The sequence below is a fragment of the Phormidesmis priestleyi BC1401 genome (assembly GCF_001650195.1).
Classification (GTDB): domain Bacteria; phylum Cyanobacteriota; class Cyanobacteriia; order Leptolyngbyales; family Leptolyngbyaceae; genus Phormidesmis_A; species Phormidesmis_A priestleyi_B.
The window spans coordinates 84,744-107,694 of the sequence record NZ_LXYR01000012.1 but is presented as its reverse complement, the minus strand read 5'-3'; the positions used below and the strand labels follow the sequence as shown (position 1 = coordinate 107,694).

Below are 22,951 nucleotides of genomic sequence, written 5' to 3'. Positions count from 1 at the left end.
GAGTTAATGACTGTCTTGACTCTCAAAAAATCCTGTTAGCCACTCTTTGATGTGATAGGTTGCCCGACAATCATCTTCGTTATAAATCACGATCGAGTCCAAAAACGCTCGATCGCCCGTCGCCAGCCATTGAGCATACCAATAGATCGATTGGGCACCGTTGGCGCTAGAGTCTCGCCAATCAAATCCTAACCATCGAGCAATATGCTTGAGCGCATAGCTTTCGACAGGCAGCGTCACCGATTTTGTGACCCGATCGTGCAAATCGACAAAGCGCGCCAACAGCGGCGTAATTCGTTCTCTAGGCGTGCCATACAGTTCGGCAAGTCGCCCGACGGTTTGCACTTCATAGGGGCAAAAATGAAAAATGGGCGCATCTGGATACGCCCACACAAGGTCAAGAAATTCTCGCCAGATTTTTGACTCGTCTTCCGGTTTATCTGCCAGCAGTGGATGGAAGACTTCGGTTTTCTTCTGGCGATCGACGATCAGCACCCCATGTAGATAAATTAGATTCAGCGACGGCTCGGCTTCGATATCAAAATAAAGCTCGATCTCGGCTGTGGGAATGAAAGAATCTTGACTGCGGTGAATGGGTTTGTGTCCGTTTTGCGGCTCTGAGTCGGGCAACGCGGCGTAACTTTCACCCAAGAAAGCGCGATTTTGGGTCGTAGATTGCGCCTGTCGCACTAGCTTTCGAGCCGCTTCACCACCAAATCCGGCTATGTGTTCTAGCTGATTTGGGTGCAGATCTGCCAGCGATTCTAACGTGGTTAAGTTCAGCGCTTGGAGTTGAAGATAGCGGCTGGGCGTAACACCGGGAAGCAGGGAAAGATGCTGATCAGCTTTGGCGATCGCATAACAATGACTATACCAATGACACAGGCTACAGCGACTGCGAGAGATAAACACCTCTGGCTCCTGGTCATTCTTTAACGTGGCGAGACACTCCTCTAAAATCGCCTCCATCCGAGGAATCGCCTCCCACAAATCAACTTCGTAATAGCCTTTGCCGCGCAGCAGCAGCCATGCCGTTTCGCCCCAGGCTCCTTGCACGGCGGCTAGCACCTTCGTGTGATAGGCAACAATAATTTGATATTCTTGCTTGGGGCGTTTGCTCAACTTGATCTCAGTGGGCACATAGATCCAGTCGCCAAACACCGATTCTCCGGGCTGTTTGGTCAACAGATCAGGCACACTGATCAGCGTCACACCGTCTTGCTCAGTGAGTAAAACAGGCTGATAGATTTGATCGACTCCCTGGCGCATCAGGTTTAGCGTTGCGTCTGCTCCGGCTGCCCAATCGCCCGATCGATAGCTCGGTTTTTGGTAGGTTTCGCCCGTTAAAATCTGCCGATGATTGGCGATGCTGTCTTGAATTAATTTCAGCAAATAGTCATTAGGAGCATCTCGTTGATTGAGATCTCCATATAAATCGAGAAACGCTCGACGGCTACACCGTTGATAATTAAGCAGAAGATCGGCTGTCAGCAACATAGCTATACGCTAACAAGAAATTGGGCTAACGGCATAACCGTTATTTGTCATCTGTCAAGAGAGATTCACGGTCAAGACTTCGCTTAAGGTAGATCACAATCATCACTCGTCTAGAGCAGAATAGAACATGGTCAGCATTTCTACGGAGACTACTCAACTAGAACACTATCGGCAGCACTTTCCTTATCTCGAAAATGCCGCTTACTTTAACTATGGTGGGCAAGGTCCGATGGCTCGATCGGCGATCAATGCCATTAACCAGGCTCAAGAGTCGCTGCAAAAAATGGGTCCGTTTTCGAGCGCGGTCAACGCCTGGATGGGGGAAGAAGCCAAACAGACGAGAATGGCGATCGCCGCAGAATTAAACGCTCCAGTCGAGACAATCACTCTGACTGAGGATGTTTCGGTCGGCTGCAATATTGCCCTCTGGGGCATTGACTGGAACGCCGGAGATCACCTGTTACTAACCGACTGTGAGCATCCTGGAATCGTGGCAGCAGCGCAAGAGATTCAGCGTCGATTTAAGATCGAGGTGTCGATGTGTCCGTTAAAAGCGACTCTGAATGAGGGCGATCCGGTCGCGGTGATCACGGAGCATTTGCGTCCTCAGACTCGGCTCGTCGTCCTCAGCCACATTCTTTGGAATACAGGACAAGTTTTGCCACTAGCGGAGATCGTGTCTGCCTGTCAAACCTATCCCAGTCACCATCCCGTTAGAATTCTCGTGGATGCCGCTCAATCGGTGGGCGTGTTGCCCCTCAATCTCACCGACTTGGGAGCCGACTTCTACGCGTTCACGGGTCATAAGTGGTGGTGCGGTCCGGCAGGAGTCGGTGGACTTTATGTACGTCCAGAAGCGCGAGAAAGTTTGGCTCCGACCTTTATCGGCTGGCGCAGTATCACGACTAATTCGTCTGGCACACCGATCGGATGGCAACCCGACGGACGACGCTATGAGATTGCAACATCAGCCGTACCCCTTTATGCCGGATTGCGAGACGCGATCGCCCTTCAGTCAACCTATGGCACGATTGCGGAACGCTATCAGCAAGTGTGCGAGCGTAGCACTGATTTGTGGCAGCGTTTGAGAGACCTGCCGACGGTGAAATGTCTACGATCGACTCCTCCCGAAGCGGGTTTAGTCTCATTTCAATTAGAGAGCGGCAACCATAACTCACTCGTTCAGACACTGGAAAGCAAAGGTATCTTTGTGCGTACTATTCTTGATCCCGACTGCGTTCGCGCTTGCGTTCACTATTTCACTACCGAAGCTGAAATCAATCGGTTAGTAGAAGCGATTAAGGAGTTCTAAAGAGAATTCAGGCGAGCAGCCTACAATAAAGTTAGTTGATGTCTCGATCGTGATTAATCTGAACTTTCACTCGTGACTCATGCCTCAACCCATTCTCTATATAGCCATCACCAATCACGGATTTGGACACGCCACTCGCGCCGCTTCGGTTGCCGCCAAAATTCAAGAACTATGTCCAGATATTTTGCTGATTTTGGTAACGACTGCGCCCAGATCTCTCCTAGAAGCATATATTCCCGGTGATTTTATTCACCGTCCGCGTGGGCTTGATGTGGGCGTTGTGCAGTCCGATAGTTTGACGATGGACAAAGCCGCGACGCTAGAGAAACTAAGAGACATTAAAGCCAATCAACGATCGCTGATCGCCTCTGAAGTCAACTTTATTCAGCAAAATCGCGTCGGATTAGTGCTGGCAGACATTCCGCCATTAGCGGCTCCGATCGCGAAAGCCGCAGGAGTTCCCGGCTGGATGATGGGCAACTTTGGCTGGGATTTCATCTATCGAGCCTGGGGCGGCGAGTTTATTGAAATGGCAGACTGGATTGGCGAGTGTTTTGGTCAGTGCGATCGCTTATTTCGGTTGCCCTTCCACGAGCCGATGGGGGCATTTTCGACGATCGTTGAGACGGGGTTGACGGGGGTAAATCCCCGATTTGATTTGGCAGAACTCAAGGCAAAATTTGACCTCACCGAGACTCCCAAAGACAACATTGCGCTGATGACCTTTGGCGGATTGGGACTCGATCGCATTCCCTACGAAACCATGCAAAAATTTCCTGATTGGGTGTTTATCTGCTTTGATTTGAGTGCGCCTGAGTTGCCAAATCTGCTGCGAATTGATGATCGCTTCTACCGTCCCGTAGACTTTATGCCTCTGTGCGGTCGCTTGATCTCCAAGCCGGGATACAGCACTTTTTCGGAAGCGTGTCGGCTCGATTTACCGATCGTGTCCCTGACTCGCGAAGGCTTTGCCGAGGCTCCCGTTTTGCTCGAAGGCATTCAAAACTACGCCCATCACCAAATTCTTTCTCCGGCTGACTTCTTTCAAGGCAAGTGGGAGTTTTTACAGCAGCCGTTGATTGCGCCTCGTTTGTCTGCGTCACTGACTAAAGATGGCAATGACACTATTGCTCAAGCTGCGATCGATTATCTGATGCCAAACCATTAAGGTCAGCGCAACGTAAAAAATCCTTGCTGTCACCTTGAGAGAAACCGAAGAGTTGTCAGACATTGCAGTTTGGTGATTAGCATAGAGTTGAACGTGAATTGATGCCCAAATCGCTCCTATGGCTCAATACCAAAAAATTCTCACCATTCCCACATCTGGCAAAGCGCTGCTGAGAATTACTCAAAAGATTCAAGCGATCGTTGCCGAGTCAGGCATCAAAACAGGCATCTGTCATCTATTTCTGCGTCACACCTCGGCTAGTCTAATCATTCAGGAAAACGCTGACCCCGACGTGTTGAAAGACTTAGAGAATTTTTTCTCCAAACTGGTTCCAGAATGGGAATCTTATATTCACAGCGCTGAAGGTGCCGACGATATGCCCGCCCACATTCGCACTGTGCTCACGCACACATCTGAGCAGATTCCGATCGCTCAAGGTCGTTTGCTGTTGGGCACTTGGCAGGGCATCTATATTTGGGAACATCGGCAGCGCAGCCATCACCGCGAATTAGTCGTGCATATCACCGGAGAATAAGGCAAGCGTGACTCAGCTATCGTTTCGATCCAATATGCAAAATTCAAATAAAATCATCTGGGTTATCTTCGCTGCCAGTCTCAGCCTCGGTGGTTGCAGCGTTGAAAAAGCGCGGGCACTTCAAGGAGCCGCTGTGCAGTTTAAAACCGAATCTCTGGCGGCGATCGATGCCATTGACCAGATGCGACAGCGAGAATTAGAAGCGCCTCCGCGATCGCAATCTGAGATTCGTCAAGGATTTATCTCACGGTTGCTCAACTCTAAAGTCGATCTCAATAGTGCCGTGGTTGATTTGGCGATCGACCCGTTTAAGCCGCCCAATGTTGCCGAGTGGGATGATTTTATCGTCGATTTGCGGAGCCAATATGACGGCTTTGCATCAATTTTTGACAAGCTAGATAGCGGCACATTAATCAGCCAAGCTGAAGCCAAACAGTCCGCCGAATATGCAAGAACGCTCACCGTGCAAATGGCACTGCTAGCGGACGCGATTGCTAAGAATCCGCCAGTTCTGGGACAATATCGATCGAGAACGATCGTCAAACTCAAAAAACTTCGGCAAGATTATCAAACGCTGCTGACTCGCCTCAAAGCCAGAGAAGCCGGGATCTCAGACGGGAATGAAACGCTACAGCAGATGAACCAACGCAAATCAGATCTCGAAAATCAAGCCGGAGAACTGATGAATGAATGGCAGCAGATCAAACAGGAGGAACAAAAACTGCTCGAAACGACCGTTGCCCAATGTACGAAAGCTGCCACGATCGGCAAAGAAGTCGTCGAAGTCGCCAATCATTACGACGATTTAGAGATCGGTCAACTCAACGCCCTGATTCCTAGAATTCTCACGACGGCGGCTGCGTTTACAGGTCGCGATTACAGCATGGTGAAAGTCAAAGCAACGAATTTGGTGTCTCAGATCCAGTCCGATCCCCTGTGGAGTGGCGTGACAAAAACGCTGCTCGATCGTGCCAATACTGCCGCCGCCAGTCGCGCTCCGAGCCAGGTCAGTTTGCCCGTGTCGCTCCCGCCCACTAGCCGAAATTAGCAAAATCCCCTTCTATGTCTGACTCTAATCACCTGTTTCTGCAACAAGCGTCTGATCTAATGAATGATCTCAACGTCCGCTACATGGAGGCGGAATTTGATGATCAGGTGCAGCTTAAAGATCAGCTCGATCGAGCAATGAGTGATTTTTCTAGAGCAAAACTAGCCATTCTCAAAAACAGCATTATCTGCACTTCAGACGATGTGAAACAAATGCAGCAGCTTCGACAGCGACTCTCAAACGCTCCTGATGTGCAGAAGATTTTGGCGACGGTCGTTAGTTTCGTGAGCTTTGTGCGGTTGCGGTTTCTCTAACCAGGCTGAATATCCAATTGTTGATGGATCAATGATTACGATCGAACACGTTGACCAACTTCTCAAGGACTGGAAGCAGAACGTCAATCTAGTGAGTCAAAACCTGATTGACCTTCAAGATTTGCCCACCTATCAACAATTATCGGGTGCGCCTGGAGTCTTAAACATCCATTTAATTGGAGTGACCGCAGCGCAAGTCACACCAGCATTAGAGACGATCAATGATCTGTTTCAGCAGTTTGATTTGCTGGTTAAACCGATCGAGCAAGCTAATTACCTTCGCAAACAGATGTCTCGATTTTTGGGGGCAGAAAAAGCGCTGCAAGAAATTGAAACTCTGCTGACGGGCGCTTCGATTCAGCTATCTGTGGTGCAAACGCCCTTCGCTCACCGAGATTTACTCACTGCCGCCGAAACCACGACGACGATCGCGCCTGCTCAGTTGTTGTCGATGATGACGCAGAGGTTTCAAGCCGCGAGAGATGTCGTGTTAGCCGTCGATGCCGCGTGGTTAGCACTGGACTCGATGCTGATCAACGCTGAGACAGAGATGCGATCGCTTCAGCAGTCTGCCGATTTGATCAATCAGGGTTCTTTACGAGAATTGGTGCAGGCGCATCATGTGATCGCCGCCTTGCACGATCGCATTCAGACCGATCCGTTAGGGGTAAAATTGGAGTTTGAGCAAACGATTCAGCCGTTGATTGCACGAGCCAGAAACGCGGTTCAGCAAGGAGTTCAGCAACAGGGACAAGTGCGAGAAAGACTGACGATCGCCCATACGTTATTCAGTCAGTTGCAAGCACTTCACCAACAAAATTTAGTAGCCTTTGCGGAAAGTCAGGAAAAAGTCGTGGATCACTCTTTGCTACAGAATCCGACCGCGCCAGAGCATCTCGCGGCTCTCAGCCAATGGCTCACCCGCCTCGAAGCCAAATCGACCGAAGGACTCGTTAGCCCCGTGTTGATCGGCTTAGAGAATTGGATGACCCAACTGCGATCGTCTCTGGCAGCCGAAAAACGGGCATACTCAGCCAATCTTAAACCTCTCGAAACTCGACGTGAGTTACGCGGGCGATTGGATGCTCTCAAAGCCAAAGCTCTCGCACGAGGACTTTCTGAAGATGCCACTCTCGTCGAACTTGCCGCTCAAGCCAAACAGCTTCTCTACACCCGTCCCACACCGTTAGATGCCGCGATCGCAGTCGTATCCCACTATGAAAAACGTCTCAATGGTCATTAGCCTTCTACTCACAGGAGTTTTTAGATGAACGGCGAGCGCTGCACTCGAAATCACTGCACGGGCACTCTCGAAGATGGTTACTGCGACGTTTGCGGACTTGCAGCGATCGCGACATCAAGAAACCCTCAACCGAGTGCGAGAGTTACGGCAAGAAGCGCCCCCGTCACAACTGGAACGGGATCGTCTCCCCTGACACGGGCATCTAAAGGATCGCGACGCACTCACTCCACGTCAGCGCGCAGCACTCGCAGACAACTCGGCGCAGGCTTAATTTCGATTCCTGAATTGCCCTCTACAGAGCCAGAAAAGGCGATTCTGATCGAAGCCAAAGTGCCTGAAAACAAACGCGCTTGCGGCAACTGCAACAACCCTCTCAAACGAGAAAAAGGCTTTTGCAGCAAATGTGGGCAAAAATATTCGTTTATCGCCACGCTGCAACCGGGAGATGTGATCGCAGGTCAATATGAAGTCAAAGGCGCGATCGCTTACGGCGGTTTGGGCTGGATTTATCTGGGCTTTGACAAAACGCTGTCTCGCTATGTGGTTCTCAAAGGGTTGCTCAACAGCGAAGATGCCGCCAGCGCAGCCGTTGCGGTTGCAGAACGCCAGTTTCTCGCGGTGGTCAAACACCCGAATATTGTGGGCATCTATAACTTTGTCAATCACGGCACCGAAGGCTTCATCATCATGGAGTATGTCGGCGGGCAAACGCTCAAAGATATTCGCAAACAGCGAGGCGTGCTGCCTGTCACCGAAGCGATCGCCTATATTCATCGCATTTTGAGTGCGTTTGCTTATTTGCATCAGTTGGGGTTGGTCTACTGTGACTTTAAGCCCGACAATGTGATGTTAGAAGGCGGCGATGTCAAGCTGATTGACTTGGGCGGGGTGCGGCGCATTGATGATCCCAGCGGCGATATCTATGGCACGGTTGGCTACACTGCGCCCGAAGCCGGAGAAGGTCCGACGATCGTCTCTGATCTGTTCACCGTTGCGCGGACGTTAGCGGTACTAATCACCAATATCAAAGGCTTCAGCAAAGAACACCTTTTCACCTTGCCGAATGCGGATGAAGATCCGATCTTCGCGCAACACGAATCACTCTATCGATTTCTAATTAAAGCGACGGCTGAGAATCCCGACGATCGCTTGCAGACTGCCGATGAGATGGCAGATCAGCTATTGGGTGTGCTGCGAGAAATGGTGGCGTTAGAAACCAATGTTCCGCGCCCTACATCGAGCAACTTGTTTAACGGCGATCGGTTAGCGTTGATGAATAGTAGTGACTCTGCACCGATTAACGCCAGCTATGATCAATTACCGATTCCTTTATTAGATGCGACTGATTCAGGGTTCGACGCTGTGATGAATGCCAGCGCGATCGCAGATAATAGCCATCGAATCGAGAATTTATCACAAGCGGTTAAACAATTTCCTACCTCAACCGAAGCGCTTTTACGATTAGCTAATAGTTTGATCGGAGTCAACTACGCTCACGCTGAAAACTGCCTAGCCGAAGTCGAAGCCAAAGACCCGTGGGACTGGCGATTGCTGTGGTATCGAGGTCGATCGCTGATGGCGCAAGGCAAATTCAAAGAGGCTCAGGCAGCCTTCGACCAGGTTTATTTTGACTTACCCGGAGAGTTAGCGCCAAAACTCGCGTTAGCCTTATCCGCCGAGCAAGCCAAGAATTATCCCTTAGCGATCAAGATGTATGATTTGGTGTCTCGCACCGATCCCAGTTACGTCTCGGCTGCATTTGGGTTAGCGCGATGTTTGAGTGCCAGAGGCGATCGTAAAGAAGCCGTGGCTGCGCTAGAGCGAGTGCCGCAATCATCCAGTTTGTTTACACGATCGCGAGTCGAAGTTGCCCGGACGCTGGTCAATCGCGATCGTAGTGCCCCCGGAGCCCAAGAGCTAAGAGCGGCTTCTGTAGCGATCGAAGCCTTAACGCTGGATGGCGTAGAGCGACATCGCCTCACGCAGCAAGTCCTCGAAACGGCTCTGCATTTGGTCACGACGAAAGCTATTCCGCCCACGTCAGCGATCGCGATTCTGGGTCAACCTTTAGAGGAACCCAAAATCAGAAAAGGACTCGAAAAAGCTTTGCGTAACCTGGCACACCTGGCAACCGGAGATGAAAAAATTCGGCTCGTCGATGAAGCCAATCGAGTCAGACCAAGGAGTCTATTTTAATCATGCCAACGACTCAATGCCCACAGTGTGAGGCACCCGTTTTGCCAGCCGACCAGTTTTGTGAAGAATGCGGCACTGCTTTAGCCGAGAAAAATGCCTCTTCTGGGTGTGAAAAATGTGGTGCGTCGCCTGACACGATCGACCCAGACGGGTTCTGCAATCAGTGTGGATTTCGTCAAGAGGTGAGAGAGGGCGATCGGGTTGAGGTGATTCTCAATCCAAATTTGGCAGGAGTCAGCGATCGAGGACTTCGACATCATCAAAACGAAGATTTTCTAGCACTACAAACCGTGGGAACCGCCGAAATTCTCATCGTTTGTGATGGCGTATCTAGTTCTCATTATCCCGAACTCGCGGCTCAAGCTGCGTCTAAAAGTGCGTGTTTGACCTTAGCATCCGCCCTGCAAACTGGCGCTTCACCAGAGTCTGCACTGCGATCGGCGATGGACACTGCGAGATTGGAGGTTAGTCGCCTTTCTGAAGGTCCGTCTGACACCGAGCCACCGTCTACCACAGTAGTTGCGGCAGTCGTGCATGATGGAATCGCCACGATCGCATGGCTGGGCGACAGTCGTGCTTACTGGATTTCTGACACCGGATCGCAGCAGTTGACGCACGATCACTCCTGGGTAAATGACGCGATCGCATCCGGCAAAATAACCGCAGCCGAAGCAAATCACTCTCCCCAAGCACACGCAATCACTCGCTGGCTAGGAGCCGATGCCCAAGACGACGCTGCCCCCCCGATCGTTCGTTTCCCGCTTCCCAGCGCTGGCTATCTCCTACTGTGCAGTGACGGGTTATGGAATTACGCACCCGAAGCCCAACAGATTCAGGAATTGGTGCAAAAAAGTTTGGGGACGGATGCGGTTACGATTTCGAGATCGCTAGTAGAGTTTGCCCGATCGCAAGGTGGACACGATAACATCACGATTGCACTATTCATTCATCACTTATTGAACTAAACCTATGTCTACTCAATTCACCGCCGAAGTCTTTCAAAATCAATTCTTGCCGCAAGGATCGAGAGAAGTCCACGCGATCATGACCGTGAACGCTGGTGAGAATACAGAAATTTCAAGCAGCGTATCGGGAGGGCGACTATTTGGAATCATCTGCGACACATCAGGATCAATGGGCGGGCAAAAAATTCGATCGGCAAAAGATGCCATGATCAAAGCGGTCAATCTGCTCCCAGAAGATGCTCATTTCTTCATGGTCACGGGGGCAAGTCAAGCGCGATTAGTCGTTCCTCTAATGCAAGCAACTCCTGAAAACAAACAGCAAGCGATCATCAATATTCGCTCGATCGAGGCAGGGGGCGGAACGCTGATTTCAACGTGGCTAGAGGCGGCTCGCAAACAATTTCAGCTTATGCCGTCTGCTATTCGGCAGGCATTATTGCTGACGGATGGACAGAATGATGAGTCAGATGAAAAAGCATTCGATCGGGCGCTTCAAGCCTGTGAAAGCGTGTTTCAATGCGACTGTCGAGGAGTCGGAACCGATTGGCGCGTTGCCCAACTCAGACGCATTTCTAGCAAGCTTCTCGGCACCACTGACATCATCGCCGATGCTTTGATGATTGAAGCTGATTTTCAGACGATTTTGCAGCAGGCAATGGGCAAAAATATTAGCGATGTCTCAATGCGGTTGTGGACTCCTCAAGGAGCTAAGATTCTTTTCTGCAAACAAGTCAGCCCCGATATTGTTGATCTCACCGATCGGGCTAAACCCATGAAGCCGCAGGTGGTGGACTATCCAACCGGGGCGTGGGGCAAACGCGAATCGCGGGATTACCACTTCTGCATTGAGGTCAATCCAGGTAATGTGGGTGACGAAATGCTGGCAGGTCGGGCAAGTCTGATCTGCACGATCGACGGCACCGAAACCAAAATTGCCGAAGCTCGAATTCTAGCCGTCTGGACAGATGATGATGCCAAATCTACCAAGATTGATCGCCGCGTCGCTCACTACACGGGGCAAGCTGAACTCGCTCAGACCATTCAAGAAGGGTTAGACGCTCGTAATCGTGGCAACGTCGAGGTCGCGACCGCCAAACTAGGACGAGCCGTTAAAATCGCCCATGAATCGGGAAATGAAGCCACCGCCAAACTGCTGCGAACCGTGGTGGAAATTGAGGACGCGCCTACCGGAACTGTGCGATTGAAGAAAGCGATCGCCAAAGAAGATGAAATGGCATTGGAAACCCGATCGACCAAAACCACGCGCATTCCTAAGTCATAATCCATTACTATGTCTACCTATTGCCCCAAAGGTCACGAATCTAGCGAGTCTGATTATTGCTCAGAGTGCGGCGCGAAAATCGGCAGCCCTTCCGCCGCGATCGCGCCTACCATTCCTGAGATCGCCGCGCAACTATGCCCCGATTGCAGTGCCCTTCACGAACTCCACAGCGGCAAGTTTTGCGAGATTTGCGGCTATAACTTCGTGACAAAAGCCCACGGAGAACTGCCCATCATTCAATCCGTTGTGCCCGAAGTCGTGACCCCTCTTGAGACCACCACGACCAAACAGGAACCAGCCACTCGTGAATGGGAAGTTGTGGTGACGATCGACCCATCACTGCGTCACCCCGACAGCCCCACACCACCAGCAGACGCAACTCCGATCACGATTCGCCTCGGCAAATCGACTCATTTGATCGGTCGCACCAGCCAAGTGAGAGCCGTCTACCCAGACATCGCGCTGGATTTGGATGACGCGGTTTCTCATCGTCACGCGCTTCTCGATCGTCAGCTAGATGACACATTGACTCTGCGCGATATCGGCTCATCCAACGGGACGCAGCTTAACGGCGTTGAACTTAAACCAATGGTTGATATGCCGCTCAACAATGGTGATGTGATCACGATCGGACATTGGACAAAAATTATCATTCAAACAATTACTCAGTAAGTAAAACTATTTTCTAAATCATGGCTACCATTACACAGAAATCTACTAAAGCAATCAAAAAACTAACAACTCCCCAACTGATTAGAAGTGGCTTATACATCGTTTGGGGAGCAGGCTTATTATTGCTGACGACTACAATTCTGGGAATACAAGAACAACGTAATGCGATTAAAACTGTAGGGAGAGATGCAGTGCCCAGTATTATCACAGCCCAACGCTTAAAAGACGGCATGGCTGGAATGGATGCCTTTGCTGCCAGCGAGTTTTTAGTGCCGTCTAGCAACACACAAAATTCGTTTCTAGAACCCGTCGAGAAAGACAATGATGGAACGATCGTTCAAAGTTATAATGAACGTTACAGATCGGTAACAGAACGATTAATCGCGGCGGCTAATAACATTACCTACGATGAAGAACGCGAACCGATCCAAACCATGCAACTCGGAATCGGTGAGTATGTTGCGAAGATTCAGCAAGCGCGAGATGCCCATGCCCGTCGAGATCAAGCTGGAACGTTAGCTGCTTATTTGTCGGCAGTTGAGATTCTAGATAAAACCCTTTTGCCTGCTGCCGATCGCTTAGATCAAGCAAATTTGAAGGTTCTCGATCGCACCTATGGAGAGCAACGATTTGCCTCTGCCCGATCGCTGTTTTTGATTGCGATCGTGACGCTAGGGTTAGCCGGAATTTTGGTGATGCTTCAGCTATTTCTTAGCCAGCGAACTCGACGCACGTTTAATCCTTTTTTGCTGTCTGCAACCGCGATCGCGCTCCTGTTTTTGGTGCATACGATCGGGTCTCTGCTGTCGGCTTCCAATCATCTCAAAGTCGCTAAAGAAGATGCCTTTGACTCAATGCACGTTCTACGTCAAGCCCGTGCCCTTGCTTATGGTGCTAATGCTGACGAGAGCCGCTATTTGTTGGATGTCAGAAATGCAGCCACTCATGAACAAGCATTCTTTAACAAGCTGAACCAGATTGCGGCTCCTCCGAGTGGTCAGACACTTGAGCAAATCATTCTACTCGCACAACAAGACACTAAACTCACAGGGCTGACCGGGTTTTTAGGAGAAGAATTGAGCAATATTACGTTTCCGGGTGAGCGGCAAGCCGTGATTGACAACCTTTCTACGCTGTCTCAATACCTTCAGATTGATAAACAAATCCGTCAACTCCAGCAAAGCGGAAAATATCGAGAGGCGATCGCGCTGTGCGTTGGCAACAATCCAGGTGAATCGAATTGGGCATTTGAGCAATTTAAAAAAGCCAATCAAAAAACTTACGACGTGAATGACAAAGCCTTTAAAGATGCCATCACCCAAGGCGATCAAGATCTAGAAGGATTTGAAGTTAAAAGCACGATCGTCACCATCACGATCGCGCTACTCGTCCTCTTAGGAGTGATGCCCCGCCTTAAAGAGTATTCTTGACTCGCTAAACCCACCGACCCACGACTACTCGCACCGTTCCATCGCTTAAAACTTCTTCTTCCTCAATGTTAAACCCCTGCTCTTGAGCGGTTTTCATTAGAGTTTTGTGAGCATATTTTTGACTGATAGCATTCACAAACTCTTGCTGGTTAATCTTTGCGCCCCAAAAATCAGCAATCAGATCGTAAGTTTCTCCACTGCGTCGAAACCCCAAATCATAGCCATTTGACTGTCGAACTACATAATCGGCTTGGGTCGTATTGCCCTGATAGCCGCGCACGTTGCGATCGCACTCTACTTTATAGCCCAATTCATTCAAAACCTGGTGCAGCGTCTCGCCATTTCTGATCTGAATTTTAACCGTCGTGAAGTGAGACATAATCCAATTCTAAATTGAGCAAGCTTCTCCGATTGTAGAGCAAGAATTTGACGGTCTTTCAATAGTGTAAGCAAGTGTTTAGATCTGCATAGTAAAGATTGCAATTCTCGAAATTTTCCAGCCTTATGGACGATACATCACGGGTGAGATCAGAACTAGCATCATTGTTGGTAAGTAGGTGAGCACTGAAGACGGTTGCCAGGATAGCAAAATCGGGTGCTGATCCCTGACCGCTGATCCCCTAAAAAAGTTGCTATGTCAGACCTCATTCAAGCGGTTCTTAACACTGAAGAAAAAGCAGATTTACGTCAGTTTGTGAGTCTTTTGCGAACGTCTGACAAGAAATATCTATTGCGAAACGAAATCCTACGCGCGTTTGGCGAATATTGTCAAAATTATCAGAAATCAGAGCAATTTCATACGTCGTCGCGACTCAGTAAGCTGATTTATTATGTTCAAGAAATCATCTTGGTGAATGAAACACTCTGTATGATTATTCGCCCCCGAATCGCCCGACAAGAGGCATATCGGCTGTTAGAAGATCTGACGATCGAGCCAATCACCCCCCAAGAATTGTTAGATTTGCGCGATCGGCTTGTCAATCACTACCATCCGCAAGACGGTGGCACTTTTGAAATCGATTTCCAACCATTTTATGATTATTCACCGACCATTCGTGACCCTAAAAACATCGGCAAAGGAGTCGAGTTTCTCAACCGATATCTATCGAGCAAACTGTTTCAAGACTCTAGCCAATGGGAAGATTCGCTCTTTAATTTTTTGAGATTGCACCGCTATGGCGGCTCACAGTTGATGATTAATGAACGAATTCAGTCGCGACAGCAATTGTCCGATCGGGTCAAACAGGCGTTAAGTTTAGTCAGCGATCAGCCCGCCGATTCTCCCTATCAAAGCTTTCGATTTGACTTGCAAAATCTGGGATTTGAGCCAGGATGGGGCAACACATCTCATCGAGTTCAAGAGACGCTAGAATTGCTCGATCGTTTAATAGACTCCCCTGATTACCAGGCACTCGAAGCCTTTATCTCACGCATTCCGATGATCTTTAAGGTGGTCTTGGTGTCGCCTCATGGATGGTTTGGACAAGAAGGCGTACTCGGCAGACCCGACACAGGCGGACAGGTGGTTTACATTCTTGATCAGGTGAAAAGCCTTGAACAGCAGCTTCAAGAAGATCTTGACTTGGCAGGGCTAGAAGTCTTGGATGTGCATCCAAAAGTCATGGTGTTGACTCGTCTGATTCCCAATAGTGACGGCACTCTCTGCAATCAGCGATTAGAGAAAATTTACGGTACAAAAGATGCCTGGATTCTCCGCGTTCCATTTCGCGAGTTCAATTCCAAATTGACCCAAAATTGGATCTCTCGCTTTGAAATTTGGCCTTACCTAGAAACGTTTGCCCTTGATGCTGAAAAAGAGCTTCGGGCTGAGTTTCAGGGCGTTCCCGATCTGATTGTCGGCAACTATTCTGACGGCAATTTAGTGGCGTTTTTATTAGCAAGACGCTTAAAAGTCACTCAGTGCAACATCGCTCACGCGCTTGAAAAATCAAAGTATTTGTTTAGTAATCTCTATTGGCAAGATTTAGAGAATTCCTATCATTTCTCCCTTCAGTTTACGGCTGATTTAATCGCGATGAATGCTGCAAACTTTATCATTAGCAGCACCTATCAAGAAATTGTCGGCACCCCTGAAAGCGTCGGACAATATGAGTCTTATAAGTCGTTTACGATGCCGGATCTCTATCATGTGGTGAGCGGCATTGAGCTATTTAGCCCCAAGTTTAACGTGGTGCCGCCTGGAGTTAATGAGAGTGTATTTTTCCCTTACACGCGCCAAGACGATCGACTGTTGGGCGATCGTGACCGTCTAGAAGAGATGCTCTTTACGCAAGACGATCCGACTCAGATTTATGGCACCTTAGATGACCCCAATAAACGTCCGTTGTTCTCAATGGCGCGGCTCGATCGCATCAAAAATCTGACAGGCTTAGTCGAACTGTATGGCAAAAGCACCGACCTTCAAGAGCGCTGTAACCTAATTTTGATCGCCGGAAAACTTCGCACTGAAGACTCCACGGACAGCGAAGAAATTGATCAAATTCAAAAGCTTTATCAGTTGATTGACCAATACAATTTATACGGCAAGATTCGCTGGTTGGGAACGCGATTGTCAAAGAGCGATACGGGAGAAGTGTATCGGGTGATTGCCGATCGTCAAGGCATTTTTGTGCAACCCGCTCTCTTTGAAGCCTTTGGTCTAACCATCTTAGAATCGATGATTACCGGATTGCCAACCTTTGCGACTCGCTTTGGAGGTCCGTTAGAAATCATTCAAAACGCGGTGAATGGATTCTATATCAATCCGACTGAGCAAGCAGAGAGTGCAAGTGTGATTTTAGAATTCTTAAATGAGTGCGATCGCAACCCCAATTATTGGAGCGAGATTTCAAAACGGGGCATCGATCGGGTTTATAGCACCTATACCTGGAAGATTCACACGACTCGACTGCTATCTCTTGCCAAGATTTACGGCTTCTGGAACTACACGTCTCAAGAAAACCGTGAGGATATGCTGAGATATATCGAATCGCTGTTTTACTTACTTTATAAGCCGAGGGCACAACAGTTGATGCAAGACCACATGAACCGATAGTTATTGTGATCAGCGCGGCGATTGGGATGGAGATGGCGCGATCGAGTTTTCCATTCCTTATAGGGTCAAACCTGGATGCTAATTCTTTGCTTATACGCTCGATCAAACAGCAATGGGAACAATGAGTGGGCGAATTTGCAGAATCCTGATGTATATTGCGTTTGCTCTGGAAATGGGGACGCAACGATCGCCTGTAAGTTAGATTGAGCGTAGCAAAACCTTCCTCATTCATCGTCCCCTGCCTCCAAACGTCATCGATTCCCCACAAAGCTCTCCCGATCGCCAGTATCTTCTACTAGACTAAGCAAAGGTTCGCATCGACGTAAACCCCAAGTCAGAACTAACCTCTCCCCGTTTTGACTCGATTCCACCCCATGCTTAAGGATTAAACCAGTGAGTCTAGAAACCCTCGTCAGCCCTGCCATTACTTCACTCGCCACCCCCTTCAACACGGCTGAGTTTGATGACTATGTGATGACCACCTACGGGCGTTTCCCCCTCACCCTAGAGCGCGGATCAGGCTGTCGAGTTTGGGATGACCAAGGACGTGAGTATCTCGATTTTGTTGCTGGAATTGCGACCTGTACATTAGGTCATGCCCATCCCGCAATGGTTGAAGCGGTGACTCGGCAGATTCAGACCCTCCATCATGTCTCTAATCTTTACTACATTCCTCAACAGGGCGAACTGGCGAAGTGGCTCGTTGAGCATTCCTGTGCCGATCGGGCTTTTTTCTGCAACTCTGGCGCGGAGGCAAATGAAGGCGCGATCAAACTGGCTCGAAAATATGCTCACACCGTTCTTAACATTGAGAACCCAATCATTTTGACGGCTCACGCGAGCTTTCATGGACGCACACTCGCCACCGTCACTGCCACCGGACAGGCGAAATATCACAAGGGTTTTGAACCGTTGGTTTCTGGCTTTCACTATGTCCCCTACAACGATATTGAGGCGTTAGAAGCGACGATCGCGGCTCTCGATCACGACCAGCGTCAAGTCGCCGCCATTCTACTAGAAGGGCTACAAGGAGAAGGCGGCGTGCGTCCGGGAGACATCGCCTACTTTAAGCGGGTGCGCGAGATCTGCGACCAAACCGGGATTCTGCTGATGATGGACGAAGTGCAGGTCGGCATGGGTCGGACGGGTCATCTCTGGGGCTATGAAAATCTGGGCATCGAGCCAGATGTGTTCACCTCCGCTAAGGGGCTGGGAGGCGGCATTCCGATCGGGGCAATGCTCTGCAAGTCTTTCTGCAATGTGTTCAAACCGGGGGATCACGCCAGCACCTTTGGCGGCAACCCCTTTGCTTGTGCGGTTGCGTTAGCGGTTTGTCACACCCTAGAGCAGGAAAACATTTTGGCAAACGTGCGCGATCGCGGAGAGCAACTTCGGGCAGGGCTGCGGACACTCGCTGAAAAGTTTCCGATGCTGGTGTCTGAGGTGCGGGGCTGGGGCTTGATCAACGGCATGGAGATAGTCGCAGATGTCGCCTTGACTTCGGGGGATATTGTCAAAACGGCGATGAGTGAAGGCGTTCTCTTGGTGCCTGCGGGTCCAAAAGTGCTGCGCTTTGTGCCCCCGTTGATTGTCACCCGCGAAGAAGTCGATCGCGCTCTGCAATCGGTCGATCGTGCCCTCACTGCGGCAGTATCCTAATTTTTTCCTTCCCGACGAGCGCCGAGTGTGTATACAATAAGGGACTGTATGAAACTGCATTCAAGAATTCGGAGACGCTACTATGTCACGTAAATGTCAACTGACGGGAAAAAAGGCAAACAACGGCATGGCTGTTTCCCACTCTCACCGTCGCACCAAGAAATTGCAGGAAGTCAACTTGCAGTCAAAGCGAGTCTGGTGGGCAGAAGGCAAGCGCTGGATCAGGCTAAAGCTTTCTACGAAGGCAATCAAGACGCTAGAGATTAAGAGCCTGAGTGCTTTTGCGAAAGAAGCTGGAATCGATCTGAGCCGTCTCTAAAGAAATTAAACAGTTTGCAACGGCTGGGGTGAGGGCGCGTCGTTCACCCCAGTTTTGTCGTGGTTAAGGAGTCGCTGCTTTTTCTAACATCAGCTTGGAGCGCTTTAAGGGTTCAGGAACGCCGATCGGATAATCACCCGTAAAGCAAGCCGAGCAAAACTCGTTGGTGTCTTCGCGAGTGGCGGTTAACATCCCTTTCCAACTGAGATATTGCAGAGAATCGACCTCGATTTGCTTGGCAATCTCATCAACCGATTTGGTGGCGGCAATTAAATGATCCTGACTGTCGGTGTCGATCCCATAAAAGCACGGGTGCGTCACTGGCGGCGATGAAATTCTCATGTGCACCTCGATCGCGCCTGCGTCACGCAGCGCTTTCACAATTTTGCGGCTTGTGGTGCCTCGGACGATCGAATCATCGACGATGACCACACGCTTTCCTGCCAGCACGTCTTTAAGCGGGTTCAGCTTCATTTTGATTCCCGCTTCGCGCATGAGTTGAGTCGGTTGAATAAAGGTGCGGCCGACATAGCGATTTTTGATCAACCCTTCTGCATAAGGGATTCCTGACGCTTGAGAGAACCCGATCGCCGCAGGCACTCCCGAATCAGGAACGGCGATCACGATGTCGGCATCGACCGACGATTCTGCAGCAAGTTGGCGACCGATTCGCAGCCGATAGCTATACAAACTTTCTTCGTGCATCACACTGTCAGGGCGCGCAAAATAAATCATCTCGAAGATGCAAAGCTTGCGCTGTGATTGCTCTGCCCAGCGAATCGACTCTAACCCAGCATCGGTGATCCACACCAGTTCACCTGGCGCGACATCGCGCAGATAGTCGGCTCCGATGATGTCTAAGCCACAGGTTTCAGACGCGAGAACATAGCGAATTGGGTCGCCGGGTGACTCTTGGGGCAGCGTGCCGATGACTAACGGGCGAATGCCGTTTGGGTCGCGAGTGCCAATCATGCCGTCAGGAGTGCCGATCGCTAAACTAAAGGCTCCTTGGCAGCGCTTAAAGGCGTGAGTGGCAGCATCAACCCAGGTGTTTCCAGCATTGACCGCTTCTGCAATTGCCCACGCGATCGCTTCTGAATCGGTGGTGGTGAGAAAATCATGATTCTGTTCTAAAAGCTCTTCTCGCAGCGTTTGAGTGTTGACCAAGTTGCCGTTGTGAGCCAGCGCAAGTTTGCCTAAGCGGGTTTGCACCACAGCAGGTTGAGCGTTGACTGCCCGACTCGACCCAGTGGTTGAGTAGCGCGTGTGTCCGATCGCCAGATTCCCAGTCAACTCGCTGAGAATCGTTTCGTTAAAGACTTGAGACACTAAGCCCATTTCTTTATGGAGGTGAACCACGTCTCCGTCAAAGGTGGCAATGCCTGCTGATTCTTGTCCACGATGCTGAAGTGCATACAGCCCAAAATAGGTGAGATTGGCAACTCGCTCTCCGGGTGCATAAACTCCAAAGACTCCACATGCTTCTTCTGGTTTGTCAGCAGTGAGTGGATCTGCCCATTTAGACGACTCAGAAGCAGGGTAATCGGACAATGTGTCATCAGGCAGCATAGGTTTAACTCAGAGGTTAGTAAGGGTTGCGTAATCTGCAAGCAGTGGCTGAGTGAACGGGCGACTTAAAGAGTCTTAATGTTTACTTAATACTCTCATAAATCTGATTCGATCCCGGTTAAAGTGCAAAAACGAAACTGCATTCCTGTGATCTTAGGGTTCTAAACCGCTAATCGTCGCTCGATCGCGTCTTGCCATGAACATTGCATCTCTGCGATCGTAGCGTCGATTAACCAGAGATGGTTAGCCGTTGAAATTCGCAGCGATCGACCTCCAACTTGACCGATTTTCTGCCAGTGTGCATCGAGTTGCAGGTTTAGATAGGTTTCCCAGTCGCTCTGATGCTCTCGCGACACCGAGACGATGATGCGCGCGCCGCCTTCTGCAAACAGCAAGTGATCCCAGCGATCTGGGCTAGCGTCAACGGTGATTTCTGCCCCATACTGACCGCTGAGACAGGATTCAGCTAGGGCGATCGCGAATCCACCTTCAGCAGAATCGTGAGCAGACTGAATCCACCCGCGACGAATGCCATCCCGACAAGCGGTTTGAACGGCTCGTTCTAACGAAAAGTCGATCGTGGGAGGTTTTCCGGCGATCGTGCTGTGCAGAGATGCCAAATATTCTGAGGCTCCGAGAGTCACCGATTCAGAGGGCGTATTCACCTCCAATCCGAGCAGATAAATCATGTCTCCTTCAGTTTTCCATCCCTGACCTGCAATTCGACTCAGATCGGGAATCAACCCCACCATTCCGATCACTGGAGTGGGATAAATCGGGGCGGGTTTGCCGTCACTATCCAAAGTCTCGTTGTAGAGAGAGACGTTTCCACCTGTGACGGGCGTTGAAAACTCGGTGCAGGCTTCGGCGAGACCTCGACAGGCTTCGGCAAGTTGCCAATAGCCGATCGGGTTTTCGGGGCTGCCAAAGTTGAGATTGTCGGTGACGGCGATCGGGTCTGCCCCCACGCAGCTTAAATTACGGGCGGCTTCTGCGACAGCAGCTTTGGCTCCTTCATACGGGTGAAGATAGACATAGCGGGCGTTGCAATCGACCGTCGCGGCAACGCCTTTTGTCAAAGATGACGGATCTGCTACAAACGAGGAAGACGACGCATTTGCGAGAGGACGAACTCGCACTACGGCGGCATCGGCTCCACCAGGGAGAGTCACCGTGTTGTTTTGAACCTGGTGATCATATTGACGATAGACCCAGCGTTTAGAGGCGATCGTGGGACTATCTAATAATTTCAGCAACACTTGATTCCAGGTGAGAAATCCGCTTGCGAGTTCGATGCCTTTTTCGTTGCAGGTCGGTAAGCGATCGCGGCTCCATTCCCAGGCTTGACGCGCATAGTCGGGCGGCTCTTTGAGTAGCTCGTGATGATAGATCGGCGTGTTGTCTGACAGAGCCGTTGCAGGAATTTCAGCGGCGATTTCACCTTTAAAGAGAATTCTGACGATCGACTCCTCAATCACCGTCCCGGCGACGACTGCCTGAAGTTCCCACCGTTTGAAGATATCGATCAGTTCTTGTTCTCGCCCTTTGTGCGCCACAAACAGCATTCGCTCTTGAGATTCAGACAGCAGATATTCATAGGGCACCATGCCCGTTTCTCGCGCCGGAATCAGATCCAAATCCAACTCAATGCCGACTCCGCCTTTGGCTGCCATCTCAGAGGTTGAGCAGGTGAGACCCGCCGCGCCCATGTCTTGAGCCGCCACGACTGCCCCCGTTTTGAAAGCTTCTAGACAGGCTTCGATCAGCGACTTTTCGAGAAAGGGATCACCGACCTGCACCGCAGGGCGATCGTCCATCGACCGATCGCTGAGTTCGGCACTAGCAAAGCTGGCTCCGCCCATGCCATCGCGTCCCGTCGTCGAGCCAACATAGAGAACCGGGTTGCCGATGCCTTTTGCCCCCGACTTGACGATTTCGGTCGTCTCCATCAAGCCTAACGCCATCACGTTGACGAGCGGATTGCCCGAATAAGCGGGGTCAAAATAAACCTCGCCGCCCACCGTCGGCACGCCTACACAGTTGCCATAGTGTGAAATGCCAGCCACTACGCCTGTGAAGAGGCGGCGCGTTTTGGCATCGTCTAAAGACCCAAATCGCAAAGAATTGAGCAGCGCGATCGGGCGTGCCCCCATCGTAAAAATGTCTCGCAGAATTCCGCCCACCCCCGTTGCCGCCCCTTGAAACGGTTCGACCGCAGACGGGTGATTGTGCGACTCGATCTTAAACGCGAGCTGCAAGCCGTCTCCTAAATCGATGACTCCCGCATTTTCACCCGGTCCGACGAGAATCTTGTCGCCTTCGGTCGGAAACTGCTTGAGCAACGGACGAGAGTTTTTATAGCAACAGTGTTCTGACCACATCACGCCAAACATTCCCAATTCGGCTTTGTTGGGGTGACGACCTAACCGTTGCACAATGTCTGCATATTCTTCGGGTTTTATCCCTTCAGCAGCAATCTCTTCAGCCGAAAAAGGAGCGGATGCAATCACTGGCATAAAATCCTGCACGATCGAGACAAGGTTTTATTCTATCGGTATTCTTGCTGGACTCTCGATCGGGGTGACGGCGATCGGCTCAGTTAAGCAGATTTTCCGTCGGCAAAAAGCTCAGGAATTAGTCCCCTCAATATTCAGGAGGAACTTGCAAATCATTTTAGCGTTGCTAAA

The 22,951-nt window shown here is 50.3% G+C and carries 18 protein-coding genes; 14 read left to right on the top strand and 4 right to left on the bottom strand.

Features of this window, described 5'->3' with window-relative positions; all coding sequences use genetic code 11:
* Positions 1-3: 3 nt before the first annotated feature.
* Complete coding sequence (locus tag A8707_RS09170) at positions 4-1,497, bottom strand: TM0106 family RecB-like putative nuclease (RefSeq protein ID WP_068816504.1); 1,494 nt, start codon at positions 1,495-1,497, stop codon at positions 4-6.
* Between the two features lie 127 nt (positions 1,498-1,624).
* Between A8707_RS09170 and A8707_RS09165 the strand changes: the two genes are divergently transcribed.
* The 11 genes from A8707_RS09165 (at position 1,625) to A8707_RS09115 (ending at position 13,662) form a co-directional block, all read left to right on the top strand.
* Positions 1,625-2,809 (top strand): aminotransferase class V-fold PLP-dependent enzyme, encoded by a 1,185-nt coding sequence (locus A8707_RS09165; RefSeq protein ID WP_068816503.1) that lies wholly within the window; start codon positions 1,625-1,627, stop codon positions 2,807-2,809.
* A 79-nt stretch (positions 2,810-2,888) separates the two neighbouring features.
* Positions 2,889-3,977, top strand: coding sequence for a glycosyl transferase (locus tag A8707_RS09160; protein ID WP_068816502.1), 1,089 nt, complete (start codon positions 2,889-2,891; stop codon positions 3,975-3,977).
* Between the two features lie 118 nt (positions 3,978-4,095).
* The gene (locus A8707_RS09155) at positions 4,096-4,512 is read left to right on the top strand and encodes a secondary thiamine-phosphate synthase enzyme YjbQ (protein WP_068816501.1); all 417 of its coding nucleotides are present in this window, start codon (positions 4,096-4,098) and stop codon (positions 4,510-4,512) included.
* Between the two features lie 34 nt (positions 4,513-4,546).
* Positions 4,547-5,560 carry a hypothetical protein gene (locus A8707_RS09150; protein ID WP_068816500.1) on the top strand — a complete coding sequence of 338 codons (1,014 nt, stop codon included), beginning with the start codon at positions 4,547-4,549 and terminating at the stop codon, positions 5,558-5,560.
* Positions 5,561-5,574: 14 nt separating this feature from the next.
* A complete protein-coding gene (locus A8707_RS09145) occupies positions 5,575-5,874 on the top strand; it encodes a hypothetical protein (RefSeq protein WP_068816499.1) in 300 nt (99 codons plus the stop codon).
* Positions 5,875-5,905: 31 nt separating this feature from the next.
* Positions 5,906-7,117, top strand: coding sequence for a hypothetical protein (locus tag A8707_RS09140; protein ID WP_068816498.1), 1,212 nt, complete (start codon positions 5,906-5,908; stop codon positions 7,115-7,117).
* A 24-nt stretch (positions 7,118-7,141) separates the two neighbouring features.
* Entirely contained in the window at positions 7,142-9,313 is a 2,172-nt protein-coding gene (locus A8707_RS09135; RefSeq protein ID WP_068816497.1) for a serine/threonine-protein kinase, read from the top strand.
* Positions 9,314-9,315: 2 nt separating this feature from the next.
* Positions 9,316-10,278: a PP2C family serine/threonine-protein phosphatase gene (locus tag A8707_RS09130; protein WP_068816496.1), complete on the top strand. Its 963-nt coding sequence runs from the start codon at positions 9,316-9,318 to the stop codon at positions 10,276-10,278.
* 4 nt (positions 10,279-10,282) lie between these two features.
* The gene (locus tag A8707_RS09125; protein WP_068816495.1) at positions 10,283-11,560 is read left to right on the top strand and encodes a vWA domain-containing protein; all 1,278 of its coding nucleotides are present in this window, start codon (positions 10,283-10,285) and stop codon (positions 11,558-11,560) included.
* Between the two features lie 9 nt (positions 11,561-11,569).
* Positions 11,570-12,232, top strand: a complete 663-nt coding sequence (locus tag A8707_RS09120; RefSeq protein WP_068816494.1) for an FHA domain-containing protein — start codon at positions 11,570-11,572, stop codon at positions 12,230-12,232.
* Between the two features lie 20 nt (positions 12,233-12,252).
* Positions 12,253-13,662: a hypothetical protein gene (locus tag A8707_RS09115; RefSeq protein ID WP_068816493.1), complete on the top strand. Its 1,410-nt coding sequence runs from the start codon at positions 12,253-12,255 to the stop codon at positions 13,660-13,662.
* A gap of 4 nt (positions 13,663-13,666) precedes the next feature.
* Here A8707_RS09115 and A8707_RS09110 read toward each other — a convergent pair whose 3' ends face one another.
* On the bottom strand, positions 13,667-14,041 hold the full coding sequence (locus A8707_RS09110) for a DUF1257 domain-containing protein (protein WP_068816492.1): 375 nt from the start codon (positions 14,039-14,041) through the stop codon (positions 13,667-13,669).
* A gap of 255 nt (positions 14,042-14,296) precedes the next feature.
* Here A8707_RS09110 and A8707_RS09105 point away from each other — a divergent pair, with 255 nt between their 5' ends.
* From A8707_RS09105 to rpmB, 3 genes are all read left to right on the top strand, one after another.
* Positions 14,297-16,717: a sucrose synthase gene (locus A8707_RS09105; RefSeq protein WP_068816491.1), complete on the top strand. Its 2,421-nt coding sequence runs from the start codon at positions 14,297-14,299 to the stop codon at positions 16,715-16,717.
* 393 nt (positions 16,718-17,110) lie between these two features.
* Positions 17,111-18,376: an aspartate aminotransferase family protein gene (locus A8707_RS09100; protein WP_068816490.1), complete on the top strand. Its 1,266-nt coding sequence runs from the start codon at positions 17,111-17,113 to the stop codon at positions 18,374-18,376.
* A gap of 82 nt (positions 18,377-18,458) precedes the next feature.
* Complete coding sequence (rpmB, locus tag A8707_RS09095; RefSeq protein ID WP_068816489.1) at positions 18,459-18,695, top strand: 50S ribosomal protein L28; 237 nt, start codon at positions 18,459-18,461, stop codon at positions 18,693-18,695.
* Between the two features lie 63 nt (positions 18,696-18,758).
* On the opposite strand, the gene purF is transcribed toward rpmB, so the two are convergent.
* Together purF and purL are read right to left on the bottom strand one after the other, a co-directional pair.
* Positions 18,759-20,264: an amidophosphoribosyltransferase gene (gene purF / locus A8707_RS09090; protein WP_068816488.1), complete on the bottom strand. Its 1,506-nt coding sequence runs from the start codon at positions 20,262-20,264 to the stop codon at positions 18,759-18,761.
* 161 nt (positions 20,265-20,425) lie between these two features.
* On the bottom strand, positions 20,426-22,780 hold the full coding sequence (gene purL, locus A8707_RS09085; protein ID WP_068816487.1) for a phosphoribosylformylglycinamidine synthase subunit PurL: 2,355 nt from the start codon (positions 22,778-22,780) through the stop codon (positions 20,426-20,428).
* Positions 22,781-22,951 lie beyond the last annotated feature (171 nt).